Origin of the sequence: Pseudoroseicyclus sp. CXY001, from assembly GCF_041714655.1 — a bacterium.
Classification (GTDB): domain Bacteria; phylum Pseudomonadota; class Alphaproteobacteria; order Rhodobacterales; family Rhodobacteraceae; genus Pseudoroseicyclus_A.
Map to the genome: position 1 here is coordinate 843,466 of NZ_CP168219.1, position 19,903 is coordinate 863,368.

Consider the following 19,903-nt stretch of genomic DNA (forward strand, 5'->3'; position numbering starts at 1 on the left):
GCAAGCTGCGGAGGCCGGAATGGGCGAGATCGAACAGGCTTTGGGCGAGATCGAGGCCGTCGTGCCGAACACGCTCTGGCCCTGGCTGATCGTCGCCCTCGGCCTCGTTGCGGGCTGGGCGCTGCACCTCGCTCTCTGGGCGGGGCTCCGCCGGGCGCTCAGCCACCGCAACGGCCTGGCCGCGCGGCTTTTGCCGAAGCTCCGCCGGCCGGCACGGCTCGGCTTCGTCATCGGCGTCGCGACGCTCTTCGCGCAGGGCGCCCGGCTCGACGAGGATTTCCAGTACTGGCTGGCGAAGATCGCGGTGGCGGTCGTCATCACGCTCATCGGCTGGATGGTCCTCATCGCCATCGACGTAGTGGTCGAGCGGGCCAATGCCCGGCTTGCCCTCGATGCGGAGGATAATCTCGCCGCCCGCAAGCAGGCCACGCAGATGCGCGTCCTGCAGCAGGCCGGCAAGATCGTCGTGGTGCTGGTGACGCTGGCGAGCGTCCTCGCGACCTTCGAAACCGTCCGCCAATACGGCGTCTCGCTCTTCGCCTCTGCAGGCGCCGCCGGGCTGGTGCTCGGTTTCGCGGCGCGGCCGGTGCTGGCGAACCTCATCGCCGGCATCCAGATCGCGATGACCCAGCCGATCCGCATCGACGATGTGGTGATCGTCGAAGGCGAATGGGGCTGGATCGAGGAGATCGCCTCGACCTATGTCGTCGTCCGCATCTGGGACCTGCGCCGGCTCATCGTGCCGCTCTCGAAATTCATCGAGGAGCCCTTCCAGAACTGGACGCGCAAGAATGCCGACATCATCGGCTCGGTCTTCTGGTATCTCGACTGGACGGCCCCGGTCGCCGCCATGCGGGAAAAGCTCAAGGAACTGGCCGAAGCGAGCCCGCATTGGGATGGCAAGGTCGTGAATCTGCAAGTCACCGAGACAGACAAGGATGTCATCACCATCCGCGCCCTCGTCTCCGCCCGCAATTCGCCCATCGCCTGGGATCTGCGCTGCGAGATCCGCGAGAAGATGACGAGCTGGCTTCAGGCCGAATATCCCTCGGCCCTGCCGAAGGCCCGCGGCGAGCTCACGATGGCGGATCGCCCCCCCGAGCGCACCCGCGACCTCCCCCGGGGGCCGTCAGGCAGGGCCGCGGATTCCACCGGCGGCGTGCCGTCGGATGCCGTCCCCCAGAGCGAGGGCGGTACGGCAAAACCCGTCGAAGACTGATCCACCTTTCATCTGGCCGAAAATACCTCGGAGGTTTGGAGGCAGAGCCTCCAACGCACTAAAGGCGTGCGCCGCAGGCGCTCCTTTTAACAGCCCTCAGCGACGGCGGTCGCGCCGCGAGCTCATCGGCTGGAAGGCGACGCCCACATGCGCCTCGCAATAGGGTTTGCCCTGCTGGACGGGCAGGCCGCAGAACCAGAAGTCCTCCGTCGCGGGGTCGCCTACGGGCCATTTGCAGGTCCGCTCGGTCAGCTCCATCAGGGTGAGCTTCTTCGCAACCTTCTCGACCTCGTTCACCTTGGCGAGCGCTTCGGGGCTGATCTCGTTGGCGGAGGGCTGCGGCGGCAGCGGCTGGCCGGCCGGGATGATCGCCCGGCGCGCGGGGCTGATCGCGGGCTCGGCACTGGCGGCCGGCGCGGTGTCCGCTTCGGCCTCGGCAGGCTCGGGGGCGGGGCGCGCGGGCTCGGCCGGCTTTTCGGCGCGGGGGGCCGCGGCGGGGGCAGCGGCGGCGGCGGGCGCGGCCGGGGCGGCGCCGGCGGCCGGCGCGGGGCCGGCCGTGCGGTTCGACAGCCCCAGCCGGTGCACCTTGCCGATCACCGCATTGCGGGTGACGCCGCCGAGTTCCTTGGCGATCTGGCTCGCGGATTTGCCATCGTTCCACATCTTCTTCAGCGTCTCGACGCGCTCGTCGGTCCAGGACATGAAGCTTCCTTCGGATTGCAGGATCGGCCCCGGCAGAGCGGCGGGCCTCGTCATCAAGGGCATAATACTAGTCATGACGCCCCGAGATACAAGCGTCGGCGGCGGAGAGGTGACATCCCCGCCCCGCCTTGCTAGACGCGGACGACCCAAGGGCGCGGCAACAGGCTGAAGAGTGCAGATCGACAAGACCCCGCTGGACGGCGTGATCGTCCTCACCCCGAAGCGCCACGGCGATGCCCGCGGCTATTTCGTCGAGACCTATTCCCGCAAGGTGGCCGGCGAGGCGGGCCTGCCGATGGAATTCGTGCAGGACAACCTCTCGCGCTCCGAGGCCGCAGGCACGCTCCGCGGCCTGCATTTCCAGGCGCCGCCCCATGCGCAAGACAAGCTCGTGCGCTGCAATGCCGGCGCGCTCTGGGATGTCGCCGTCGATGCCCGCGCCGGCTCGCCGAGCTATGGCCAGTGGTTCGGCATCGAGCTGACGCCCGAGAACGGTCGCCAACTCTTCGTGCCCGCCGGGTTTCTGCATGGCTTCGTCACGCTGAGGCCCGGCACCGAGATCGCCTACAAATGCTCGGATTACTATGCGCCCGAATGCGACGGCGCCGTCCGCTGGGACTCGCTCGGCATCGACTGGCCGCTTGAGGGCCGCGAGCCGGTCCTCAGCGGCAAAGATGCAAGCGCGCAGCCCTTCGAGGCCTTCCAGACCCCCTTCGAGGTGGCAAAATGAAAATCCTCGTCACCGGCGGCGCCGGGTTCATCGGCTCCGCCGTCGTCCGCCGTGCGGTGGCGGACGGGCACCACATCGTCAATGTCGACGCGCTGACCTATGCCGCCTGCCTCGACAACGTGGCCAGCGTCGCCGCGAGCCCGCTCTATGCCTTCGAGGAGGCCGACATCCGCGACCGCGCGGCGCTCGACCGGATCTTCGCCGCCCATGCCCCCGATGCCGTCATGCATCTGGCGGCCGAGAGCCATGTCGACCGCTCCATCGACGCCCCCGGCGATTTCATCGAGACGAACATCACCGGCACCTACAACATGCTGGAGGCCGCCCGCGCCCACTGGGTCCGCGCCGGCAAGCCCGAGAGCTTCCGCTTCCACCATATCTCCACCGACGAGGTCTTCGGCACGCTGGGCGAGACGGGCCAGTTCACCGAAGAGACCCCCTACGCGCCCAACTCGCCCTATTCCGCCTCGAAGGCTGCTTCCGACCACCTCGTCCGCGCCTGGCACGAGACCTATGGCCTGCCCATCGTCATGACCAATTGTTCCAACAATTACGGGCCCTTCCACTTCCCCGAGAAGCTGATCCCCGTGGTCATCCTCAACGCGCTCTCGGGCCGCGACATCCCCGTCTACGGCGAGGGCCTCAACGTGCGCGACTGGCTCTATGTCGAGGATCATGCCGAGGCGCTCCTCAAGGTCGTCCAGGAAGGCGCCGTCGGCCGCAGCTACAACATCGGCGGCGAGAACGAGGCGAAGAACATCGACCTCGTGCAGACCATCTGCCGCATCCTCGACGAGAAGCGCCCCGCCAACCACCCTTACGCCGATCAGATCACCTTCGTGACCGACCGCCCGGGCCATGACGCGCGCTATGCCATCGACCCCAGCCGCATTCGCGAGGAGCTCGGCTGGCGGCCGTCCGTCACCCTCGAGGAGGGGCTGGAGAAGACCGTACTGTGGTATCTCGACAACGAGGACTGGTGGCGCGCCCTGCAGGGCCGCAAGGGCGTCGGCGAACGGCTGGGAACGGCGGAATGACCCGAGCCGCACCCTTGCGGATCGCCGACCTTTCCTCCGGAAGGCAGAACAATTTCAACCTGATCCGCATCCTGGCCGCCATCGGCGTGCTCGTCTCCCATGCCTGGCCGCTCTCCTCCGGGCCCGGCACCCGCGAGCCGCTGCAGGCCTGGCTTCACGGGCTCACGCTCGGGCGGGTATGCGTCTATGTCTTCTTCGCCATCTCGGGGTTCTTCATCGCCAAGAGCTTCGAGCGGAGCCGGACGCGCCGCCGTTTCGTGCGGGCAAGGGTGATGCGGCTTTACCCGGCGCTGATCGTGATGCTGCTGCTCACCGTGCTCGTCGCCGGGCTATTCCTCACCGAGGCGCCGGCGGCGGTCTTCTGGGCGGCCGTGCCGGAGTTCCTGCTGCGCAACCTCACGCTCGCCTACATCCAGTTCGAGATGCCCGGCGTCTTCCTCAATCTGCCCTATGAGCAGGCCATCAACGGATCGCTCTGGTCGCTGTTTCACGAGGTCATGTGCTACCTCTGCGTCGTCGTCACGGGCGCCGCAGGGCTTCTGCGCAACCGCCGGCTCTTCGCCCTGGCCTTCGCGCTGACGCTGGCCCTTTGCGTCTCCGGGCCCTTTCTGCCGCTGCCGGGCATCGCGGGGCTCTTCCTCGAGGTCGCGCTGCCCTTCGTCTTCGGCACCGCGGCCTATGTCTGGCGGGCGTCGATCCCGCTCAGCCCGCTCCTTCTGGCCGCGCTTGCCCTGGCCGCCGCCCTCGCCTGGGCCACGCCGCTCTTCCATGCGGTGTTCGTGCTGGCGCTGAGCTATGGCGTCCTCCTCCTCGGATTTTCCCGCATCGCCCCGCTTCTCGCCTACAACCGGCTCGGGGATTATTCATACGGCACCTACATCTACGCCTTTCCCGTCCAGCAACTGGCGGCGGGCTGGGGGGGCGATACGCCGGCCGGCAACATTGCCTTCGCCCTGCCGCTGACGCTGGCCTGCGCGGTGCTGTCATGGCATCTGATCGAGAAACCGGCGCTTGCCAGCGTCCATCGCGCCGATATCGAAGCGCAAAGGAATGTCGTGATATGATCCGCCCGGAGCGCCGCACATGAAGATCCTGATGTTCGGCAAGACGGGGCAGGTCGCCCGCGAGATTCTTGCGCGCGCCGATGATGTGATCGCCTTCGGCCGGGACGAGGCCGACCTCTCCGATCCTGGCGCCTGCGCCGGCGTGGTGGCCGAGGCCGCGGCCCAGGGGGCCGAGGTCGTCATCAACGCCGCCGCCTATACCGCCGTCGACAAGGCGGAGGAGGAGGAGGCGCTCGCCGCCGCCATCAACGGCGCCGCGCCCGAGGCCATCGCCCGGGCCGCCGCCTCCGCCGGCCTGCCGTTCCTGCATGTCTCGACCGACTATGTCTTCGACGGGGCAGGGGAGGCGCCCTTCGCCCCCGACCATCCGACCGCCCCTTTGGGCGCCTATGGCCGCACCAAGCTCGCGGGGGAGGAGGGGGTGCGCGCCGCCGGCGGGCTCCATGCGATCCTGCGCACCTCCTGGGTCTTCTCCGCCCATGGCGGCAATTTCGTGAAGACCATGCTCCGCCTCGCCGAAAGCCGCGACCGCCTGACGATCGTCGGCGACCAGATCGGCGGCCCGACCCCGGCGGCCGACATCGCCGAGGCGCTGCTGACCATGGCCCGGGCCTTCCACGAGGGGCGGGGCACCTCGGGCACCTTCCACTTCTCGGGCGCGCCGGACACGTCCTGGGCCGGCTTCGCCCGCGAGATCTTCGCGCAGGCCGGCAAGGAGGTCGAGGTGGTGGACATCCCCACCGCCGAATACCCGACCCCCGCCGCGCGGCCGCTCAATTCCCGCCTCGATTGCGGGTCATTGGCAGAGGCCTATGGTATCGCCCGCCCCGACTGGCGCGCCGGCCTCAAGGACGTGCTCGCCGCCCTCAAGACGGAGAAGAAATGACCAACCGCAAGGGCATCATCCTCGCCGGCGGCTCCGGCACGCGGCTCTATCCGATCACCATGGGCCTCTCCAAGCAGCTCCTGCCGCTCTATGACAAGCCGATGGTCTATTACCCGCTGACCGTGCTGATGCTCGCCGGCATCCGCGAGATCGCCGTCATCACCACGCCGGAGGATCAGGCCCAGTTCAAGCGGGCGCTCGGCGACGGCAGCCAATGGGGCATCTCGCTCACCTATATCGAGCAGCCGAGCCCCGACGGGCTGGCGCAGGCCTATATCCTCGCCGAGGATTTCCTCGCCGGCGCCCCCTCCGCCATGGTGCTGGGCGACAACATCTTCTTCGGCCACGGGCTTCCGCAGCTCCTCTCCGTCGCCGATGCGAAGGCAACGGGCGGCACGGTCTTCGGCTATTACGTGGCCGATCCCGAGCGCTATGGCGTCGTCGATTTCGGGGCGGACGGCTCCGTCCGCCAGATCATCGAGAAGCCGGAGGTCCCGCCCTCCCATTACGCCGTGACCGGGCTCTATTTCCTCGACGGCACCGCCCCCGAGCGGGCCCGCGCCGTCGCGCCCTCGCCGCGGGGCGAGCTCGAGATCACGACGCTCCTCGAGATGTACCTCCACGACGGGGCGCTCGACGTCCTCCGCATGGGCCGCGGCTATGCCTGGCTCGATACGGGCACGCATGATTCGCTGCTGGATGCGGGGAATTTCGTGCGGACCCTCGCCAAGCGGCAGGGCCTGCAGACCGGCTCGCCGGACGAGATCGCCTACAACCTCGGCTGGATCGACGAGGCGCAGCTCGGTGAGCGCGCCAAGACCTTCCGCAAGAACGATTACGGCAAGTACCTCGCCGACCTGCCCCTGCAGGACCGGCAGGTCTGATCCGCTTTCATCTGGCCGAAAACACCTTGGAGGTTTGGAGGCAGCGCCTCCAACGCACTTAAAAGAATGCGCCGCAGGCGCTCCGCTGACCAACCGTCTCAGCCGCGAAGCCGATCCGGCCTCAGCGCGTCCACCACCCCCGGCTCCACCTCCGCCGCGCCCCCCACATGGCTGGCGAGCACCCGGCTGGCCGCGCAGGAGGTCTGAAAGCCGTAGCCCCCCTGACCGGCGCACCACAGGAACGCCGGCGCGTCGGGATCCGGCCCCAGCACGAGCTGCCGGTCGGGCGCGAAGGTCCGTAGGCCGGCCCAGGAGGAGAGGAGCCGCGTGACCTCCATCGTCACATGCGCCTCGAAGCGGGCGATGCCCTCGGCGAGCACCATGTCGTCCGCCCAGGCGTCATGCGGCTCGGCCGGATCCTCCTCGGCGGGGGAGACGATCAGCGCCCCGGCGTCGGGCTTCATGTACCAGTCCTCGCCCGGCCCCATGACCATGGGCCAGCGGGCAGGGGACATGCCCTGCGGCGCCGCCACGCGCGCCATCGAGCGGCGGAGCGGCGTCAACCCGAGGGGGGCGACGCCGGCCATCGCCGCGACCCCGTCCGCCCAGGCGCCGGCGGCGTTCACCAGCACCTCCGCCTCCAGCACCTCGCCACCCTCAAGGCTCACGCGCCAGCGCCCGGCCTCCCGCGCGATGCCGGTGACCTCCGCGCCGGTCTGCACGCGCCCATTGGCGCGGATGGCCTGCGTGAAGCGCGTCATCAGCGCATGGGTGTCGATGTCCCAGGCGGCCTCGTCATAGCCGGCACGGTCGACCCTGACGGGATCGAGGATCGGGCAGAGCCCCGCCGCCTCCGCCGGGGTGACCGGGGTCAGATGCATGGCCTTCATGTCGGCCGCGAAGGCCGCGGCGGTGCCCCGCGAGCCGACGAGGAGCAGCCCCCGCGGCCTGAGCACGCCCGCCGCCTTCAGCTCGTCATGGCTGGCGCGGTTGAGCGCCACCGTCGTCGGCAGGCCGTAGCTTTCCTCGAAAAGCGCGGCGGAGCGGCCGGAGGCGTGGTAGCCCGTCTGCGTCTCGCGCTCGAGAAGATGGACGGAGCCGAGCTCCGCCAGCCGCGCCCCGGCGGAAAGCCCGGCGATGCCGCCGCCGATGACCAGAAAATCCGCCATGATGCCCCCGATTGCCTTGTCTGCGCTGGCCTGCCGCCGCCGCCGGCGCACCCTCGCACCCGCGAGGCGCGCTGCCAAGTCCGGCCGCGGACGATGACGTGAACGTCAAGCGGTCTGCGCCTTACCTTAGTGAAATCAACGGATTGCCTGCCATTCCCCGATGAGGTCAGGAGCATTTTAAGCAGAATTGGGGCGGAACCGAACCGCGGTCAGGATATCCGGACTCGCCGCCCTGCCGCTGTCGGATAGGGTCGCCGGACATTGCCTTGATGACCGAGTTATTTGCCAGGACCTGTTATGCCTCTCATGACGCTGGGCGACATGGCGGCGCGCCGGACCGTCGTGACCGCCAGCCCGGAGACCTCCATCCTCACCGCCTGCAAGCGCATGTGCGACGAACGGATCGGCGCGATCATCGTGCTGAGGGCCGGCAATCTCGTCGGCATCGTCACCGAGCGAGACATCCTGCGGCGGGTCATCTGCCGCTACCGCGATGCGTCCGAGACGACGGTCGGTGACGTGATGACCCCCGGGCCGATCACGGGGGAGGAGGGCGAGAGCCCCCTCGACGGGCTGAAGAAGATGCGCACCCATGGCATCCGCCACCTGCCGGTCATGCGGCGGAGCGAGATGCTCGGCATCGTCTCCGAGCGGGACATGCCGGTGTCGATCCTCGCCGAGGCCGAGCGCCGCGAGCTGGCCCGGCTCCCCTTCCCGGCGGAGCGCGATTAACTTAGCCTGTTGCCTAAGTTTCTGCTTGACCGGCGGCGGGCTCGCCGGATACCTAGGCACATGCCTAACCATTTGCTCGACAGCACCTTCCACGCCCTCGCCGATCCGACCCGGCGCGCCATCCTTTCCCGCCTCGCGGCGGGGGAGGAGAGCGCCGGCGCCCTGGCAGAGCCCTTCGACATGGCGCTGCCGTCGTTTCTTCAGCATCTGAAGGTGCTGGAGGCCGGCGGCCTCATCACCACCGAAAAGCGCGGCCGCCAGCGCATCTGCCGGCTGGAGGAGGCGCGCTTCGCCGAGGCGCGCGGCTGGATGGAGGCCGAGATGCGCCGCTGGACCGGCCGGCTCGACCGGCTCGGCGATTACCTCAACCGAAAGGACCGCCCCCAATGAGTGCCTCCCCCCTCGACACCTGGTCGCTCGACCGCGAGATCGTGCTGACCCGGGTCTATGACCATCCGATCGACGAGGTCTTCGCCGCCTGGACCGACCCCGCCGCCCTTGCCGCCTGGTTCTCCCCCCAAGGGCTGCAGACGGTGAGCCACGAGGCCGACATCCGCGAGGGCGGCCACTGGCGGTTCGACATGGTGGGGCCGGACGTGACCTACGAGAACCTCATGCAGTTCATCACCATCGACCCGCCGCGGCTGATCGTGATGGATCACGGCAATGCCGACCCTGCCGACCCCGGCCGCTTCCGCGTCACCGTCACCTTTGATGAGCAGTCGAACGGCAAGACTGTTGTCAGCCTCCGCCAGCTTCACCCGACGCGCGAGCAGCGCGACGGCACCATCGGCTTCGGCGCGGTGGAGATCGGCAACACCACGATGGACAAGCTCGCGGCCTGGCTGGCGCGCTGATCCGCCTTTCATCTGGCCGAAAATACCTCGGGGTCCGGGGCAGAGCCCCGAACGTCCCCCCGCAAGCGAAAGAGGGCCCGCCGTTTCCGGCGGGCCCTTCCTCGTCTCAAGCTGCGAGGATCAGGACGGGATCTCGCCCGTCAGCCCTTCCACGTAGAAGTCGAGGCCCAGGAGCATCTCGTCGGTGGCGACCTCGCCCTCCTCGAGCCAGACGGAGCCGTCCTGCTTCATGATCGGGCCGGTGAACGGGTGGTACTCGCCCGAGGTGATGGCGGCGATCATCTCTTCCGCCTCGGCCTTGACCTCTGCCGGCACCACATCGGTGATCTCGCCGATCACCACATGGCCCTCGGCCATGCCGCCCCAGGTGGCGGTCGATTCCCAGGTCCCGTCGATCAGCGCCTGGATGCGCTCGATGTAATAGGGGCCCCAGTTGTCGATGATGGAGGAGATCCGCGGCTCCGGCTTGAAGGCCGCCATGTCGGAGGCCTGGCCGAAGGTGTAGACGCCGCCCGCCTCTTCCGCCGCCGCCTGCGGGGCGGTGGAATCGGTGTGCTGCAGGATCACGTCGACGCCCTGCTCGATCATCGCCTTGGCGGCATCGGCCTCCTTGGCGGGGTCGAACCAGGTGTAGGCCCAGATGACGACCATCTCGATATCGGGGTTCACCTTCTTCGCGTGGAGGAAGGAGGAGTTGATGCCCTGGATGACCTCGGGGATCGGGAAGGAGCCGATGTAGCCGATCTTGTTCGACTTGGTCATGTGACCGGCGATCAGCCCCTCGATGGCGCGGCCCTCGTAGAAGCGGCTGTCATAGGTGGCGAGGTTATCGGCGCGCATGTAGCCCGTCGCGTGCTCGAACTTCACATCCGGGAACTGCTGGGCTGCCTCGACGGTGGCCTCCATGTAGCCGAAGGAGGTGGTGAAGATCAGGTCGGCGCCGGAGAGGGCCATCTGGCTGAGGGCGCGGATGGCATCGGCGCTCTCGGGCACGTTCTCCTGGTAGATCGTCTCGATGGCATCGCCGAAATGCGCGGCGGCCTCGAGCCGGCCCTGATCGTGCTGGTAGGTCCAGCCGCCGTCGCCGACCGGGCCGATATAGATGAAGCCGATCTTCGGCGTATCCTGGGCGCGGGCCGGCAGGCCGAGCGTCGCCGCGGCGGCGGCACCGGCGCCGGTGGTCAGAAGGGTACGTCTTTTCATCTCTCAAACTCCCTGTTTGTCCCGGGACTTGGCCCGCCCGGGGGGCATCTTGTCTGTGACCTCTGGCGCGAGGCGTGGAAGGGGCCTCGCGCTTACCTCGAGGCGTGGAACGACCGGCCCAGCGAGCCCGGCGCCCCCAGCGCCGCGCCCGCCTTGCCGGCCGACAGGATCACGAGCACGATGATCGTGACGAGATAGGGCGACATCGACAATATCTCGACCGGCACCCGCGCGCCGGCGGCCTGCAGGTTGAGCTGCAGCACCGTGATGCCGCCGAAAAGATAGGCACCGATCAGAAGCCGGATCGGCCGCCAGGAGGCGAAGACGACGATGGCGAGCGCGATCCAGCCGGCGCCGGCGGTGAGACCTTCCGTCCATTGCGGCACGCGGATGATCGACAGATACGCCCCGCCGACCCCGGCCATGGCGCCGCCGAAGGCGATGGCGGCCAGGCGGATGCGCACCACCTTGTAGCCGAGCGCATGGGCCGCCTCGTGGTTCTCGCCGACGGCCCGCAGGATCAGCCCCGCGCGGGTGCGGGCGAGGAAATACCAGACGAGCGCCACCATCAGGAGCCCGATGTAGACGAGCAGGTCATGGTGAAAGAGGATCGGCCCGATGACGGGAATGTCCGTCAGCACCGGGATGTCGATCTTCGCCGTGGAGGGCGCGCGGATGCCGACATAGCTCTGCCCGATCATCGAGGCGAGCCCGAGCCCGAAGAGCGTCAGCCCCAGCCCCGTCGCCACCTGGTTGGAGAGGAAAAGCTGCGTCAGCACCCCGAAGATCAGCGACAGGGCGGCGCCTCCCAGCGCCGCGCAGATAAAGCCGACGGTGGCCGATCCGGTGCCGACCCCGGCCGCGAAGCCGATGACGGCGCCGGTGATCATCATCCCCTCCACCCCGAGGTTCAGCACCCCGGCGCGTTCGACGACGAGCTCGCCCAGCGCCGCGAAGAGAATGGGCGTCGAGGCCACCATCAGCGAGGCGATGAGCAGGATCGGGTTGATGTCTCCCATGGGCCGGTCTCCTCAGGCCGCCGCTTCGCTGCCGAAGCGCGGGCGGTAATTGGTGAGCACGTCGAGGGCGAGCAGGAAGAAGAGCAGCATCCCCTGGAAGAGCTGGATGGCGGCGGCGGGCAGGGCGAGCTGAAGCTGCGCCATCTCGCCGCCGATATAGGTGAGCGCGAGGAGCAGCCCGGCGAGCAGGATGCCGATCGGATGCAGCCGCCCGAGGAAGGCGACGATGATCGCCGTGAAGCCGTAGCCCGTGCCGAAGTCGATGGTGATCTGGCCCGCGGGCCCCGTCGCCTCGAAGATGCCCGCGAGCCCGGCGAGCCCGCCGGAGATCAGCATCGACAGGATGATGAGCCGCTTGGGGTCCACCCCCGAGAAGGCCGCGGCCCGCGGGCTCTCCCCCGTGACGCGGATGGCGAAGCCGAGCGTGTGCCGCGCGAGGAGCACATAGGCGAAGATCACCGCGATCAGTGCGAAGACCACGCCCCAGTGCATCCCGGTACCGGCGATCAGCTCATGGTTCGCCGCTGCCTCCCAGTTGCTCAGCCGCCGCGAGCCGGGAAAGCCCATGCCCTCGGGGTTCTTGAGGGGCCCGAGCGCCGCATAAGCGATGATGTTCTCGGCCACATAGACGAGCATGAGCGAGACGAGGATCTCGTTTGTGCCGAAGCGCGTCTTCAGGAACGCCGGGATCCAGGCCCAGACCATGCCGCCGAGCGCGCCGACGATGATCATCAGCGGAAAGATCAGCCAGCGGGCTTCCGACGGGTAGAAGGCTAGCCCCACCGCGGCGCCGCAGACGGCGCCCATGATGTACTGCCCCTCGGCCCCGATGTTCCAGATGCCCGCCCGAAACCCTAAGGCCAGCCCCGTTGCGATGAGGATCAAGGGCCCCGCCTTCACCAGAAGCTGCGGGCGCGTATAGCTGGCGAAATCGCCGAAGAGCGGATCCCAGAAGATCGTGCGGATGGCGACGAGCGGAGGCTTGCCGAGGAAGGCGAAGAGGATGCCGCCCACGACCATGGTGAGAATCACCGCCAGCACCGGCGTGGCGTAGGACCAGGCGTCCGACGGCTGCGGGCGGCGTTCGAGGCGGATCATGCGCGGCCTCCCTCAAAGTCAGGCATGTTCGGCCTCTACGTCGTGCATGTCATGGGCGCCGCCGAGCAACAGCCCGATCTGTTCCATCGTCAGCCCCTGCGCCGGGCGCGGGGCAGAGAGGACGCCGCCGTTGAGCGCGGCGAAGCGGTCTGAGATCTCCATCAGCTCGTCGAGGTCCTGGCTGACGACGATCACCGCGGCGCCCTTGGACGCTAGGTCAAGGAGCGCCTGACGGATCGCGGCGGCGGCGGAGGCATCGACCCCCCAGGTCGGCTGGTTGACCACCAGCACCTCGGGGGCCTGCATGATCTCGCGCCCGATGACGAATTTCTGCAGGTTCCCGCCGGAGAGCGAGCGCGCCGCATTGGCGGGCCCCGGCGTCCGCACGTCGAAATCGCGAATGACCTCTTCGGCATAGCCCTTCGAGCGGCCCCAGGAGATGAAGCCGTTGGAGGAGAGCTTCTTGCGGACGCGCGCGGTCAGCGCCGCGTTCTCCGTCAGCGTCATATCGGGGGCGGAGGCATGGCCGTTCCGTTCTTCCGGCGCGGCGAGAAGCCCCATGGCCCGGCGCGCATCGGGCGGGCGGTTGCCGATCGGCTTGCCCTTCAGGATCACCATGTCGGGCTTGGTGCGCATCTCGCCCGAGAGCGCCAGCAGAAGCTCGTCCTGCCCGTTGCCGGCGACGCCGCCGATGCCGACGATCTCGCCCTTGCGGACCTCGATGTTCACATCCTTCAGCGCCGTGCCGAAGGCGCGGGGGGAGGGGGCGGCGAGGCCCTTCAGCTCCAGCACCACCTCGCCCGGCGGCGCCGGCTCGCGCTCCGGCACATGCAGGACCGAGCCGACCATCATCTCCGCCATCTCCTTGGCGGAGGTCTGGCGCGGGTCGCAGGAGCCCACGACCTTGCCGAGCCGCAGGATCGTCGCGTTCTCGCAGAGCGCCCGGATCTCTTCCAGCTTGTGGCTGATGTAGAGGATCGAGGTGCCCTCCTCGCGGAGCTTGCGCAGCGTGTGGAAGAGGATCTCCACCTCCTGCGGCGTCAGCACCGAGGTCGGCTCGTCCATGATGAGGAGCTTGGGATCCTGCAGGAGGCAGCGGATGATTTCCACCCTCTGCCGCTCGCCGGCGGAGAGGTCCCCGACGGTGCGCGCCGGGTTCAGCGGCAGGCCGTAGGCCTCCGAGACCTCGCGGATCTTCTGCGCCAGTTCGCCCATCGGCGGCGGCGTCTCCATGCCGAGCGCGATGTTCTCGGCGACGTTGAGCGCATCGAAGAGCGAGAAATGCTGAAACACCATCGCGACGCCGCGGGCGCGGGCGTCGGAGGGCTGGCTCGGCTCGTAGGGCGCGCCGGCCAGCGTCATCGTGCCGGTGTCGGGGCGCACGAGGCCGTAGATCGTCTTGACCAGAGTCGACTTGCCGGCACCGTTCTCGCCGAGGAGCGCATGGACCTCACCGGCCCCGATATCGAAACTCACATCTTCGTTCGCCACCACGCCGGGATAGGCCTTCGTCAGCCCTTTCAGGCTGAGCAGCACGTCACTCATCCAGTCATGTCCCCCGTCTGCGCCGCCCGTCTGGCCCCTGCGGCTTTTCCGGAGATTAGGGCAGCGGCCACCCCTATCGCAATGGCCTGTGGGTCCCGACCGTACGATGGGTCGCCTATCGGGCAGGCAATGCGGGATATTTGTGCGCCGGAATGGCCCAAGGCGGCCAATCGGTTGCGGAAGCGTGCCCATTTGCTGTGCGAGCCGATGAGGCCGGCATGGGCGAATCCATGGGTGAGGAGCGCATGGCAGAGCGCGAGGTCGAGCGGGTGGGAATGGGTGACGATCAGATGCCCCGCGTCCGTCGGCAGGCCGGGCACGAGCGCCGCCGGATCCGCCGCCACACGCGCGGTCACGCCCTGGGGCAGGGCCTCCGGCAGCCGCGCTTCCGCAACGTCGACCAGCGTCACGTTGAAGCCGGGCAGGGGGGCGATGACCCCGGCGAGCGCCCGCCCGACATGCCCGGCCCCCCAGATGAAGAGCGGCGCGCCCCCGGCCGGCGCTGCCTCGATCAGCCAGCCGGCCAGCTCCACCGGCGCCGCCCCCGGCTTCATCCGCCGCGCCCGGGAAGCGACCTTCTCCGGCATCTCCGCCGCCGCGCCCATGGGGCGGGCATAGGGCAGGGCCTCCGGCAGGCTGCCCGCGTCGAATCGCTCCCAGACCAGCCGCACCGCGCCGCCGCAGCACTGGTCGAGCGCGGGGCCGAGCGCCTTCGTCTCGCGCCGGATGCCCGGCCCGCCGGCCAGCATTGCCCGCGCCTCGTCCATGGCCGTCCATTCGAGGTTGCCGCCGCCGATGGTGCCCTCGGCGCCGCCCTCCCAGATCAGCATCGCCGTCCCCGCCCCCCGCGGCGCCGAGCCTGCGGTATGGGTGACGAGCAGCCGCACCACCGCGCCATGCGCCGCCACGGCGTCCGTCAGGGCCGGCAGGTCGAAGCTCATCCCCGGCCCCCCCAGTCTTTGCTCCCGAAAAATCCTCGGGGGGAGTCGCCCTTCAGGGCGACGGGGGGCAGACAGCCCCCCCGGCCGCCCCGGCGGCCGGCGATTTCCATATGGAAATCGCGCGCGGAAACCATGTGGTTCCCGCCGCCCGCCATCAGAGCCCCCGCGCCCGCGCCACGGCGGCCAGAAGCCGCTCGGGCGTCGCCGGGGCATCGAGCGCTGCCCAGTTCGGCCCGCAGGCGGCCACGGCATCGGCCAGCGCCAGGAAGTTGGAGATGCCGAGCATGAAGGGCGGCTCGCCGACGGCCTTTGAGCGATAGATCGTCTCCGCCCGGTTCTCGCCGGCATAGAGCGCGACGTTGAAGACCTTCGGCCGGTCGGAGCAGGCGGGGATCTTGTAGGTGGAGGGGGCGTGGGTCCGGAGCCGACCCTTCTGGTCCCACACCAGCTCCTCCATCGTCAGCCAGCCGGCGCCCTGCACATAGGCGCCCTCGATCTGGCCGATGTCGATCGCCGGGTTCAGCGAGGCGCCGACGTCGTGGAGGATGTCCGCCCTCAGGATCCGGTTCTCCCCGGTGCGCGTATCCAGCAGCACCTCGGTGATCGCCGCGCCATAGGCGAAGTAGAAGAACGGCCGGCCCCGGCCCTTCATCCTGTCCCAGCTCAGCTCCGGCGTCTTGTAGAAGCCGGCGGCGGAGAGCGAGACGCGGCTCTCGTAGGTGAGCTTCGCCGCCTCCTCGAAGCTCATGCTCTCGCCGCCCACGTGGACGCGGCTGTCCTCGAAGCGCACGTCCTCCGGCGCCGCCTGGAACTCGCGCGCCACCACCTCGGCCATGCGGGCACGGATCGCGTCGGCGGCATTGGCGGCGGCCATGCCGTTGAGATCGGCGCCGGAGGAGGCGGCGGTGGCGGAGGTGTTGGGCACCTTGCCGGTGTCCGTCGCGGTGATCCGCACGCGGGAGGCGTCCACCCCGAACCGCGCCGCCGTCACCTGCGCGACCTTCTGGTTGAGCCCCTGGCCCATCTCGGTGCCGCCATGGTTCAGCCGGATCGAGCCGTCCTGATAGACATGCACCAAGGCCCCGGCCTGATTGAGATGCGTCAGCGTGAAGGAGATGCCGAACTTCACCGGCGAGAAGGCGATGCCCCGCTTGAGCGCCCCACCGGAGGCGTTGAACGCCGCCACCTCGGCCTTGCGGGCCGCGTAATCGGCGCGCGCCAAAAGGTCATCGGTCAGCCCGTGGAGGATGAAATCCGTCACCTCCATCCCGTAAGGCGTGGTCTGGCCCTCGGGCTTGGGCGAATGCGCGCCGCCGAAGCGCCGCGAGCCGCCGGTGCCCGAAGAGATCGGCGCCGCGCGGCTGAGGCTGTCGGCCACGCCCTTGTCGGGTGCGTCGGGCGCGTCCGAGGTGGCCGGCTTGTCGGGCCCGTGGCCATGGAGCGGCTCGGCCTCGGCGTAGTAGTTCACCCGGCGGACCTCCACCGGATCCTTGCCCAGCTCCCAGGCGATATGGTCGATGATCCGCTCCATGCCGATCATGCCCTGCGGCCCCCCGAAGCCGCGATAGGCGGTGGCGGAGGCGGTGTTGGTCTTCAGCCGGTGCGAGGTGATCTTCACCGCCTTGAGGTTGTAGGAGCTGTCGGCATGCAGCATCGCCCGGTCGGCGACGGGCAGGCTGAGGTCCATCGACCAGCCGCAGCGGATCAGATGGGTGACGTCGAGCCCGAGCACGCGGCCGGTCTCGTCGAAGCCGACGTCGTATTCGACACGCGCGTCATGGCGCTTGCCGGTCAGCACCATGTCGTCGTCGCGGTCATAGCGCATCCGCACCGGCTGGCGGAGCTGGGTGGCGACGACGGCGCAGGCGATGGCGAGCCAGTTGCCCTGGCTCTCCTTGCCGCCGAAGCCGCCGCCCATCCGCCGCATCTCGACGCGCACATCGCCCATGTTGAGGCCCAGAGCCTCCGCGACCTTGTGCTGGATCTCGGTCGGGTGCTGGGAGGAGCACTGGACGAGCAGCTCCCCCGCCTCGAGCGGCGTCACCTGCGCGGCATGGCCCTCGAGGTAGAAATGCTCCTGCCCTCCCATGGTCAGGCTGCCGGTGAGCCGCTTCGGCGCGGCGGACAGGGCGGCGGCGCTGTCGCCCTTCTCCCAGATGACCGGGCCGCCCTCGAAGCGGCTGTCGGCCGCGAGGGCCTCGTCGAGGGTGAGGAGGGGCGTTTCCTCCTCGTAGGTGATCTTCCCCAGCCGCGCCGCCTTGCGGGCGGCGAGGTGGGAGGTGGCGACGACGATGAAGAGCGGCTGGCCCATGAAGTGGATCGGCCCGTCGGTGAGCAGCGGCTCGTCATGCAAGGGCGAGGGCGAGCAGTCGCAGGGGCCGGGGAGCTCGGCATGGGTGAGGACAGCGACCACGCCGGGCGCGGCGCGGACGGCGGCAAGGTCCATTCCCGTCCAGCGGCCGCGGGCGATCTCGGCCATGCCGAAGGCGAGGTGCAGCGTGCCGGGCTGGAGCGGCAGGTCGTCCACATAGGTGGCCTGGCCAGTGACGTGCAGCCGGGCGCTGTCATGCGGCAGGGGCTTCGCGACGCTCATGCCCGCACCTCCTCTTTGCGGCCCGCCATCTCGGCGGCATAGCGCAAGGCCAGCCCCCGCGCGGCCTCGGCCCGGTAGCCGGCGGAGGCGCGCATGTCGGAGAGGGGGGTGAAGTCGGCATCGAGCGCCGGGAGGGCGGCTTTCACCACCTCTTCCGTCAGGGGCTTGCCCATCAGCGCCGCCTCGAAGCCGGAAGCGCGCTTCGGGATGCCCGCCATCCCGCCGAAGGCGACGCGGGCGGAGGAGACAGACCCGTCTGTCTCCTCGATATTGAAGGCGGCGAGGACGGAGGAGATGTCCTGATCGAACCGCTTGGAGATCTTCCAGACGCGAAGCGCCGGGGCGCTGGCGGGGAAGCTCACCGCCTCGACGAACTCGCCCTCGCGCCGGTCCTGCTTGCCGTAATCGAGGAAGAACTCCTCCAGCGGCAGGTCGCGCCGGTCGCTCCCGGCCCGCAGGTGCAGGGTCGCGCCGAGCGCGATCAGCACCGGGGCGTTGTCGCCGATGGGCGAGGCATTGGCGAGCGAACCGCCGATGGTCGCCGCCGAGCGGATCTGCACGGAGGCGAAGCGGCGGAGCATCGCCGCATAGCTCGGATGGTGCTCGGCGAGGAGCGGCAGGAGCGTCTCCATCGTCTCCATCGCGCCGGCACGGATCATCCCGTCGGTCACCGTCACGCCCTTCAGGTCGGCACAGCGGTTGAGGAAGATGATGGGCGAGATGTCGCGGAGCTGCTTGGTCACCCAGAGCCCGACGTCCGTGGCTCCGGCGACCAGCGTCGCCCCCGGGTTGGCCGCATAGAGCTCCGCCAGCGCATCGGCGCTGACCGGGGCGAATTCCGCCGCCTCGGCCTCCGGCCCCCGCTCGTCCATCCAGCCCGGCACCGGCGCGCCCTCTGCGGCCTTGGCGGCGCGGACGATCGGGGCGTAGCCGGTGCAGCGGCAGAGGTTGCCGGCGAGCACATCGTCATGATCCGTTCGCCCGTTCAGATGCCCGACGGCCATCGAGACGATGAAGCCCGGCGTGCAGAAACCGCACTGGGACCCGTGCTTCTCGATCATCGCTTCCTGCACCGGGTGGAGCGTGCCATCCGGCCCGGCGATGCCCTCGACCGTGCGGACGGCCTTCCCCTCGAGCTGCGGCAGGAAGAGGATGCAGGCGTTGAGCGCCCGCGCGCCGCCCTCGTCGGTGATCATCACCGTGCAGGCGCCGCAATCGCCTTCGTTGCATCCTTCCTTGGTGCCCGTGAGGCGCCGCTCGATGCGCAGCCAGTCGAGCAGCGTGATGTCGGGTGCGGCCTCGGCCGTCACCTCTTCTCCGTTGAGAAGAAAGCGCACCTGCATATGTCGGTCCCGCCGCTGTACCACCCCTGGCGCACCCGCTGCCGATGCGGCGTAGACAGCGTGCCCTTTGAGGTCTCGATGAAATCGGGCCGGGCGGCGCTTGGCAAGTCTTTCGCCACGCGCAAGCGGCCCGCGCGCGCCGGAAAAGCCCTGCGGCATGGATTTTGCCGCTTGCGCGACCTTGCGGAAGGGGGCACCGCTTGAGGCGGGAGAAAAGGGGAGGGGTGCCATGGATGCCTATGGCTTCTTGAAATTTGTGCATGTTCTGTCGGCCTTTGCCTGGGTGGGCGGCGGCTTGACCTTCGTGGTGTTCACGCTCGTCATCGGCCCGAATGTCGACCGGCAGATGCGGCTGATGAGCGAGATGGCGGGCGTCGGGCTCGCCCTTCTGACGCCGGGCGCGTTGCTGACGCTGGTGTCGGGCGGGCTCCTCGTCTGGCTCGGCGCCTGGGGGGCGGAGGCCTGGGTGGCGATCTCGCTGATCCTGGCGCTGATCTCGGCGGTGAACGGCGGGGCGGTGCTCGGCCCGAGGCTCGGCAAGGTGGCGGCGGCCGAGGCGGCGGGGGACCGCGCCGCGGCGCTGGCGGCCGCGCAGCGGATCCTGCCCTTCAGCCGGGCGGAGCAGATGGGCAACGTGCTGGTCATCTTCCTGATGGTGACCAAGCCGGGCTGGGGCGAGCTCTGGATCGCCGCGCTGGCCGCGATGCTGCTGGCCGGCCTCGGCGTGGTGCTCGTCCGGCGGGGGCGTTTGCCGGGCGCGACGTGAAGTCAGGTATTCCATACTCGCGGGACGCGAGGGGCTTCCGTAGCAGGCATCATCCGATTGCAGCCGGATAGGCCCTCGTGAGCCGCGGCGCCCGGCCCGCGAACCGGGCTCCGCC

Annotated in this window: 19 protein-coding genes; 10 read left to right on the forward strand and 9 right to left on the reverse strand. The window is 69.3% G+C overall.

Annotated elements, in window-relative coordinates; all coding sequences use genetic code 11:
* Nucleotides 1-19: 19 nt before the first annotated feature.
* Nucleotides 20-1,219 (forward strand): mechanosensitive ion channel family protein, encoded by a 1,200-nt coding sequence (locus ACAZ03_RS04250; protein ID WP_373356137.1) that lies wholly within the window; start codon nt 20-22, stop codon nt 1,217-1,219.
* 96 nt (nt 1,220-1,315) lie between these two features.
* Here ACAZ03_RS04250 and ACAZ03_RS04255 read toward each other — a convergent pair whose 3' ends face one another.
* The gene (locus ACAZ03_RS04255) at nt 1,316-1,921 is read right to left on the reverse strand and encodes a GcrA family cell cycle regulator (protein ID WP_373357040.1); all 606 of its coding nucleotides are present in this window, start codon (nt 1,919-1,921) and stop codon (nt 1,316-1,318) included.
* 172 nt (nt 1,922-2,093) lie between these two features.
* Between ACAZ03_RS04255 and rfbC the strand changes: the two genes are divergently transcribed.
* From rfbC to rfbA, 5 genes are read left to right on the forward strand one after another with little or no spacing between them, the layout of a single operon-like run.
* Nucleotides 2,094-2,651 (forward strand): dTDP-4-dehydrorhamnose 3,5-epimerase, encoded by a 558-nt coding sequence (gene rfbC / locus ACAZ03_RS04260; protein WP_373356139.1) that lies wholly within the window; start codon nt 2,094-2,096, stop codon nt 2,649-2,651.
* Nucleotides 2,648-3,688 carry a dTDP-glucose 4,6-dehydratase gene (gene rfbB, locus ACAZ03_RS04265; RefSeq protein WP_373356141.1) on the forward strand — a complete coding sequence of 347 codons (1,041 nt, stop codon included), beginning with the start codon at nt 2,648-2,650 and terminating at the stop codon, nt 3,686-3,688. The genes rfbC and rfbB overlap by 4 nt, the downstream gene beginning before the upstream one ends.
* Nucleotides 3,685-4,752 carry an acyltransferase family protein gene (locus ACAZ03_RS04270; RefSeq protein WP_373356143.1) on the forward strand — a complete coding sequence of 356 codons (1,068 nt, stop codon included), beginning with the start codon at nt 3,685-3,687 and terminating at the stop codon, nt 4,750-4,752. Before rfbB ends, ACAZ03_RS04270 begins: the two co-directional genes overlap by 4 nt.
* Before the next feature lie 19 nt (nt 4,753-4,771).
* Nucleotides 4,772-5,638, forward strand: a complete 867-nt coding sequence (gene rfbD, locus ACAZ03_RS04275; protein ID WP_373356144.1) for a dTDP-4-dehydrorhamnose reductase — start codon at nt 4,772-4,774, stop codon at nt 5,636-5,638.
* Nucleotides 5,635-6,522: a glucose-1-phosphate thymidylyltransferase RfbA gene (rfbA, locus tag ACAZ03_RS04280; RefSeq protein WP_373356145.1), complete on the forward strand. Its 888-nt coding sequence runs from the start codon at nt 5,635-5,637 to the stop codon at nt 6,520-6,522. The genes rfbD and rfbA overlap by 4 nt, the downstream gene beginning before the upstream one ends.
* A gap of 98 nt (nt 6,523-6,620) precedes the next feature.
* On the opposite strand, the gene ACAZ03_RS04285 is transcribed toward rfbA, so the two are convergent.
* Entirely contained in the window at nt 6,621-7,691 is a 1,071-nt protein-coding gene (locus tag ACAZ03_RS04285; protein ID WP_373356146.1) for an NAD(P)/FAD-dependent oxidoreductase, read from the reverse strand.
* Between the two features lie 306 nt (nt 7,692-7,997).
* On the opposite strand from ACAZ03_RS04285, the gene ACAZ03_RS04290 reads away from it, so the two are divergent.
* Genes ACAZ03_RS04290 through ACAZ03_RS04300 form a run of 3 tightly spaced genes read left to right on the forward strand, consistent with a single transcriptional unit; the run spans nt 7,998 to nt 9,280 of the window.
* Nucleotides 7,998-8,423: a cyclic nucleotide-binding/CBS domain-containing protein gene (locus ACAZ03_RS04290; protein ID WP_373356147.1), complete on the forward strand. Its 426-nt coding sequence runs from the start codon at nt 7,998-8,000 to the stop codon at nt 8,421-8,423.
* A gap of 60 nt (nt 8,424-8,483) precedes the next feature.
* A complete protein-coding gene (locus ACAZ03_RS04295) occupies nt 8,484-8,813 on the forward strand; it encodes an ArsR/SmtB family transcription factor (RefSeq protein ID WP_373356148.1) in 330 nt (109 codons plus the stop codon).
* Nucleotides 8,810-9,280: an SRPBCC family protein gene (locus ACAZ03_RS04300; RefSeq protein WP_373356149.1), complete on the forward strand. Its 471-nt coding sequence runs from the start codon at nt 8,810-8,812 to the stop codon at nt 9,278-9,280. Before ACAZ03_RS04295 ends, ACAZ03_RS04300 begins: the two co-directional genes overlap by 4 nt.
* A 120-nt stretch (nt 9,281-9,400) precedes the next feature.
* On the opposite strand, the gene ACAZ03_RS04305 is transcribed toward ACAZ03_RS04300, so the two are convergent.
* The 7 genes from ACAZ03_RS04305 to ACAZ03_RS04335 form a co-directional block, all read right to left on the reverse strand.
* Nucleotides 9,401-10,483: a BMP family ABC transporter substrate-binding protein gene (locus tag ACAZ03_RS04305; protein WP_373356150.1), complete on the reverse strand. Its 1,083-nt coding sequence runs from the start codon at nt 10,481-10,483 to the stop codon at nt 9,401-9,403.
* 92 nt (nt 10,484-10,575) lie between these two features.
* Entirely contained in the window at nt 10,576-11,502 is a 927-nt protein-coding gene (locus ACAZ03_RS04310) for an ABC transporter permease (protein WP_373356151.1), read from the reverse strand.
* Nucleotides 11,503-11,514: 12 nt separating this feature from the next.
* Nucleotides 11,515-12,600, reverse strand: coding sequence for an ABC transporter permease (locus tag ACAZ03_RS04315; protein WP_373356152.1), 1,086 nt, complete (start codon nt 12,598-12,600; stop codon nt 11,515-11,517).
* Nucleotides 12,601-12,618: 18 nt separating this feature from the next.
* Nucleotides 12,619-14,145, reverse strand: a complete 1,527-nt coding sequence (locus ACAZ03_RS04320; protein ID WP_373356153.1) for an ABC transporter ATP-binding protein — start codon at nt 14,143-14,145, stop codon at nt 12,619-12,621.
* Nucleotides 14,142-15,086, reverse strand: coding sequence for a xanthine dehydrogenase accessory protein XdhC (gene xdhC / locus ACAZ03_RS04325; protein ID WP_373356154.1), 945 nt, complete (start codon nt 15,084-15,086; stop codon nt 14,142-14,144). Before xdhC ends, ACAZ03_RS04320 begins: the two co-directional genes overlap by 4 nt.
* A gap of 154 nt (nt 15,087-15,240) precedes the next feature.
* Entirely contained in the window at nt 15,241-17,679 is a 2,439-nt protein-coding gene (xdhB, locus tag ACAZ03_RS04330) for a xanthine dehydrogenase molybdopterin binding subunit (protein ID WP_373356155.1), read from the reverse strand.
* A complete protein-coding gene (locus tag ACAZ03_RS04335) occupies nt 17,676-19,022 on the reverse strand; it encodes a xanthine dehydrogenase small subunit (RefSeq protein ID WP_373356156.1) in 1,347 nt (448 codons plus the stop codon). Before ACAZ03_RS04335 ends, xdhB begins: the two co-directional genes overlap by 4 nt.
* A 229-nt stretch (nt 19,023-19,251) precedes the next feature.
* Between ACAZ03_RS04335 and ACAZ03_RS04340 the strand changes: the two genes are divergently transcribed.
* Nucleotides 19,252-19,788: a DUF2269 family protein gene (locus ACAZ03_RS04340; RefSeq protein ID WP_373356157.1), complete on the forward strand. Its 537-nt coding sequence runs from the start codon at nt 19,252-19,254 to the stop codon at nt 19,786-19,788.
* Nucleotides 19,789-19,903: the final 115 nt, after the last annotated feature.

Bases quoted from the DNA above. Each gene is read 5' to 3' on its own strand.
- ACAZ03_RS04250 (WP_373356137.1), top strand. From the start codon at position 20: ATGGGCGAGATCGAACAGGCTTTGGGCGAGATCGAGGCCGTCGTGCCG.
- ACAZ03_RS04255 (WP_373357040.1), bottom strand. From the start codon at position 1,921: ATGTCCTGGACCGACGAGCGCGTCGAGACGCTGAAGAAGATGTGGAAC.
- rfbB (WP_373356141.1), top strand. From the start codon at position 2,648: ATGAAAATCCTCGTCACCGGCGGCGCCGGGTTCATCGGCTCCGCCGTC.
- ACAZ03_RS04270 (WP_373356143.1), top strand. From the start codon at position 3,685: ATGACCCGAGCCGCACCCTTGCGGATCGCCGACCTTTCCTCCGGAAGG.
- rfbD (WP_373356144.1), top strand. From the start codon at position 4,772: ATGAAGATCCTGATGTTCGGCAAGACGGGGCAGGTCGCCCGCGAGATT.
- rfbA (WP_373356145.1), top strand. From the start codon at position 5,635: ATGACCAACCGCAAGGGCATCATCCTCGCCGGCGGCTCCGGCACGCGG.
- ACAZ03_RS04285 (WP_373356146.1), bottom strand. From the start codon at position 7,691: ATGGCGGATTTTCTGGTCATCGGCGGCGGCATCGCCGGGCTTTCCGCC.
- ACAZ03_RS04290 (WP_373356147.1), top strand. From the start codon at position 7,998: ATGACGCTGGGCGACATGGCGGCGCGCCGGACCGTCGTGACCGCCAGC.
- ACAZ03_RS04295 (WP_373356148.1), top strand. From the start codon at position 8,484: ATGCCTAACCATTTGCTCGACAGCACCTTCCACGCCCTCGCCGATCCG.
- ACAZ03_RS04300 (WP_373356149.1), top strand. From the start codon at position 8,810: ATGAGTGCCTCCCCCCTCGACACCTGGTCGCTCGACCGCGAGATCGTG.
- ACAZ03_RS04305 (WP_373356150.1), bottom strand. From the start codon at position 10,483: ATGAAAAGACGTACCCTTCTGACCACCGGCGCCGGTGCCGCCGCCGCG.
- ACAZ03_RS04310 (WP_373356151.1), bottom strand. From the start codon at position 11,502: ATGGGAGACATCAACCCGATCCTGCTCATCGCCTCGCTGATGGTGGCC.
- ACAZ03_RS04315 (WP_373356152.1), bottom strand. From the start codon at position 12,600: ATGATCCGCCTCGAACGCCGCCCGCAGCCGTCGGACGCCTGGTCCTAC.
- ACAZ03_RS04320 (WP_373356153.1), bottom strand. From the start codon at position 14,145: ATGAGTGACGTGCTGCTCAGCCTGAAAGGGCTGACGAAGGCCTATCCC.
- xdhC (WP_373356154.1), bottom strand. From the start codon at position 15,086: ATGAGCTTCGACCTGCCGGCCCTGACGGACGCCGTGGCGGCGCATGGC.
- xdhB (WP_373356155.1), bottom strand. From the start codon at position 17,679: ATGAGCGTCGCGAAGCCCCTGCCGCATGACAGCGCCCGGCTGCACGTC.
- ACAZ03_RS04335 (WP_373356156.1), bottom strand. From the start codon at position 19,022: ATGCAGGTGCGCTTTCTTCTCAACGGAGAAGAGGTGACGGCCGAGGCC.
- ACAZ03_RS04340 (WP_373356157.1), top strand. From the start codon at position 19,252: ATGGATGCCTATGGCTTCTTGAAATTTGTGCATGTTCTGTCGGCCTTT.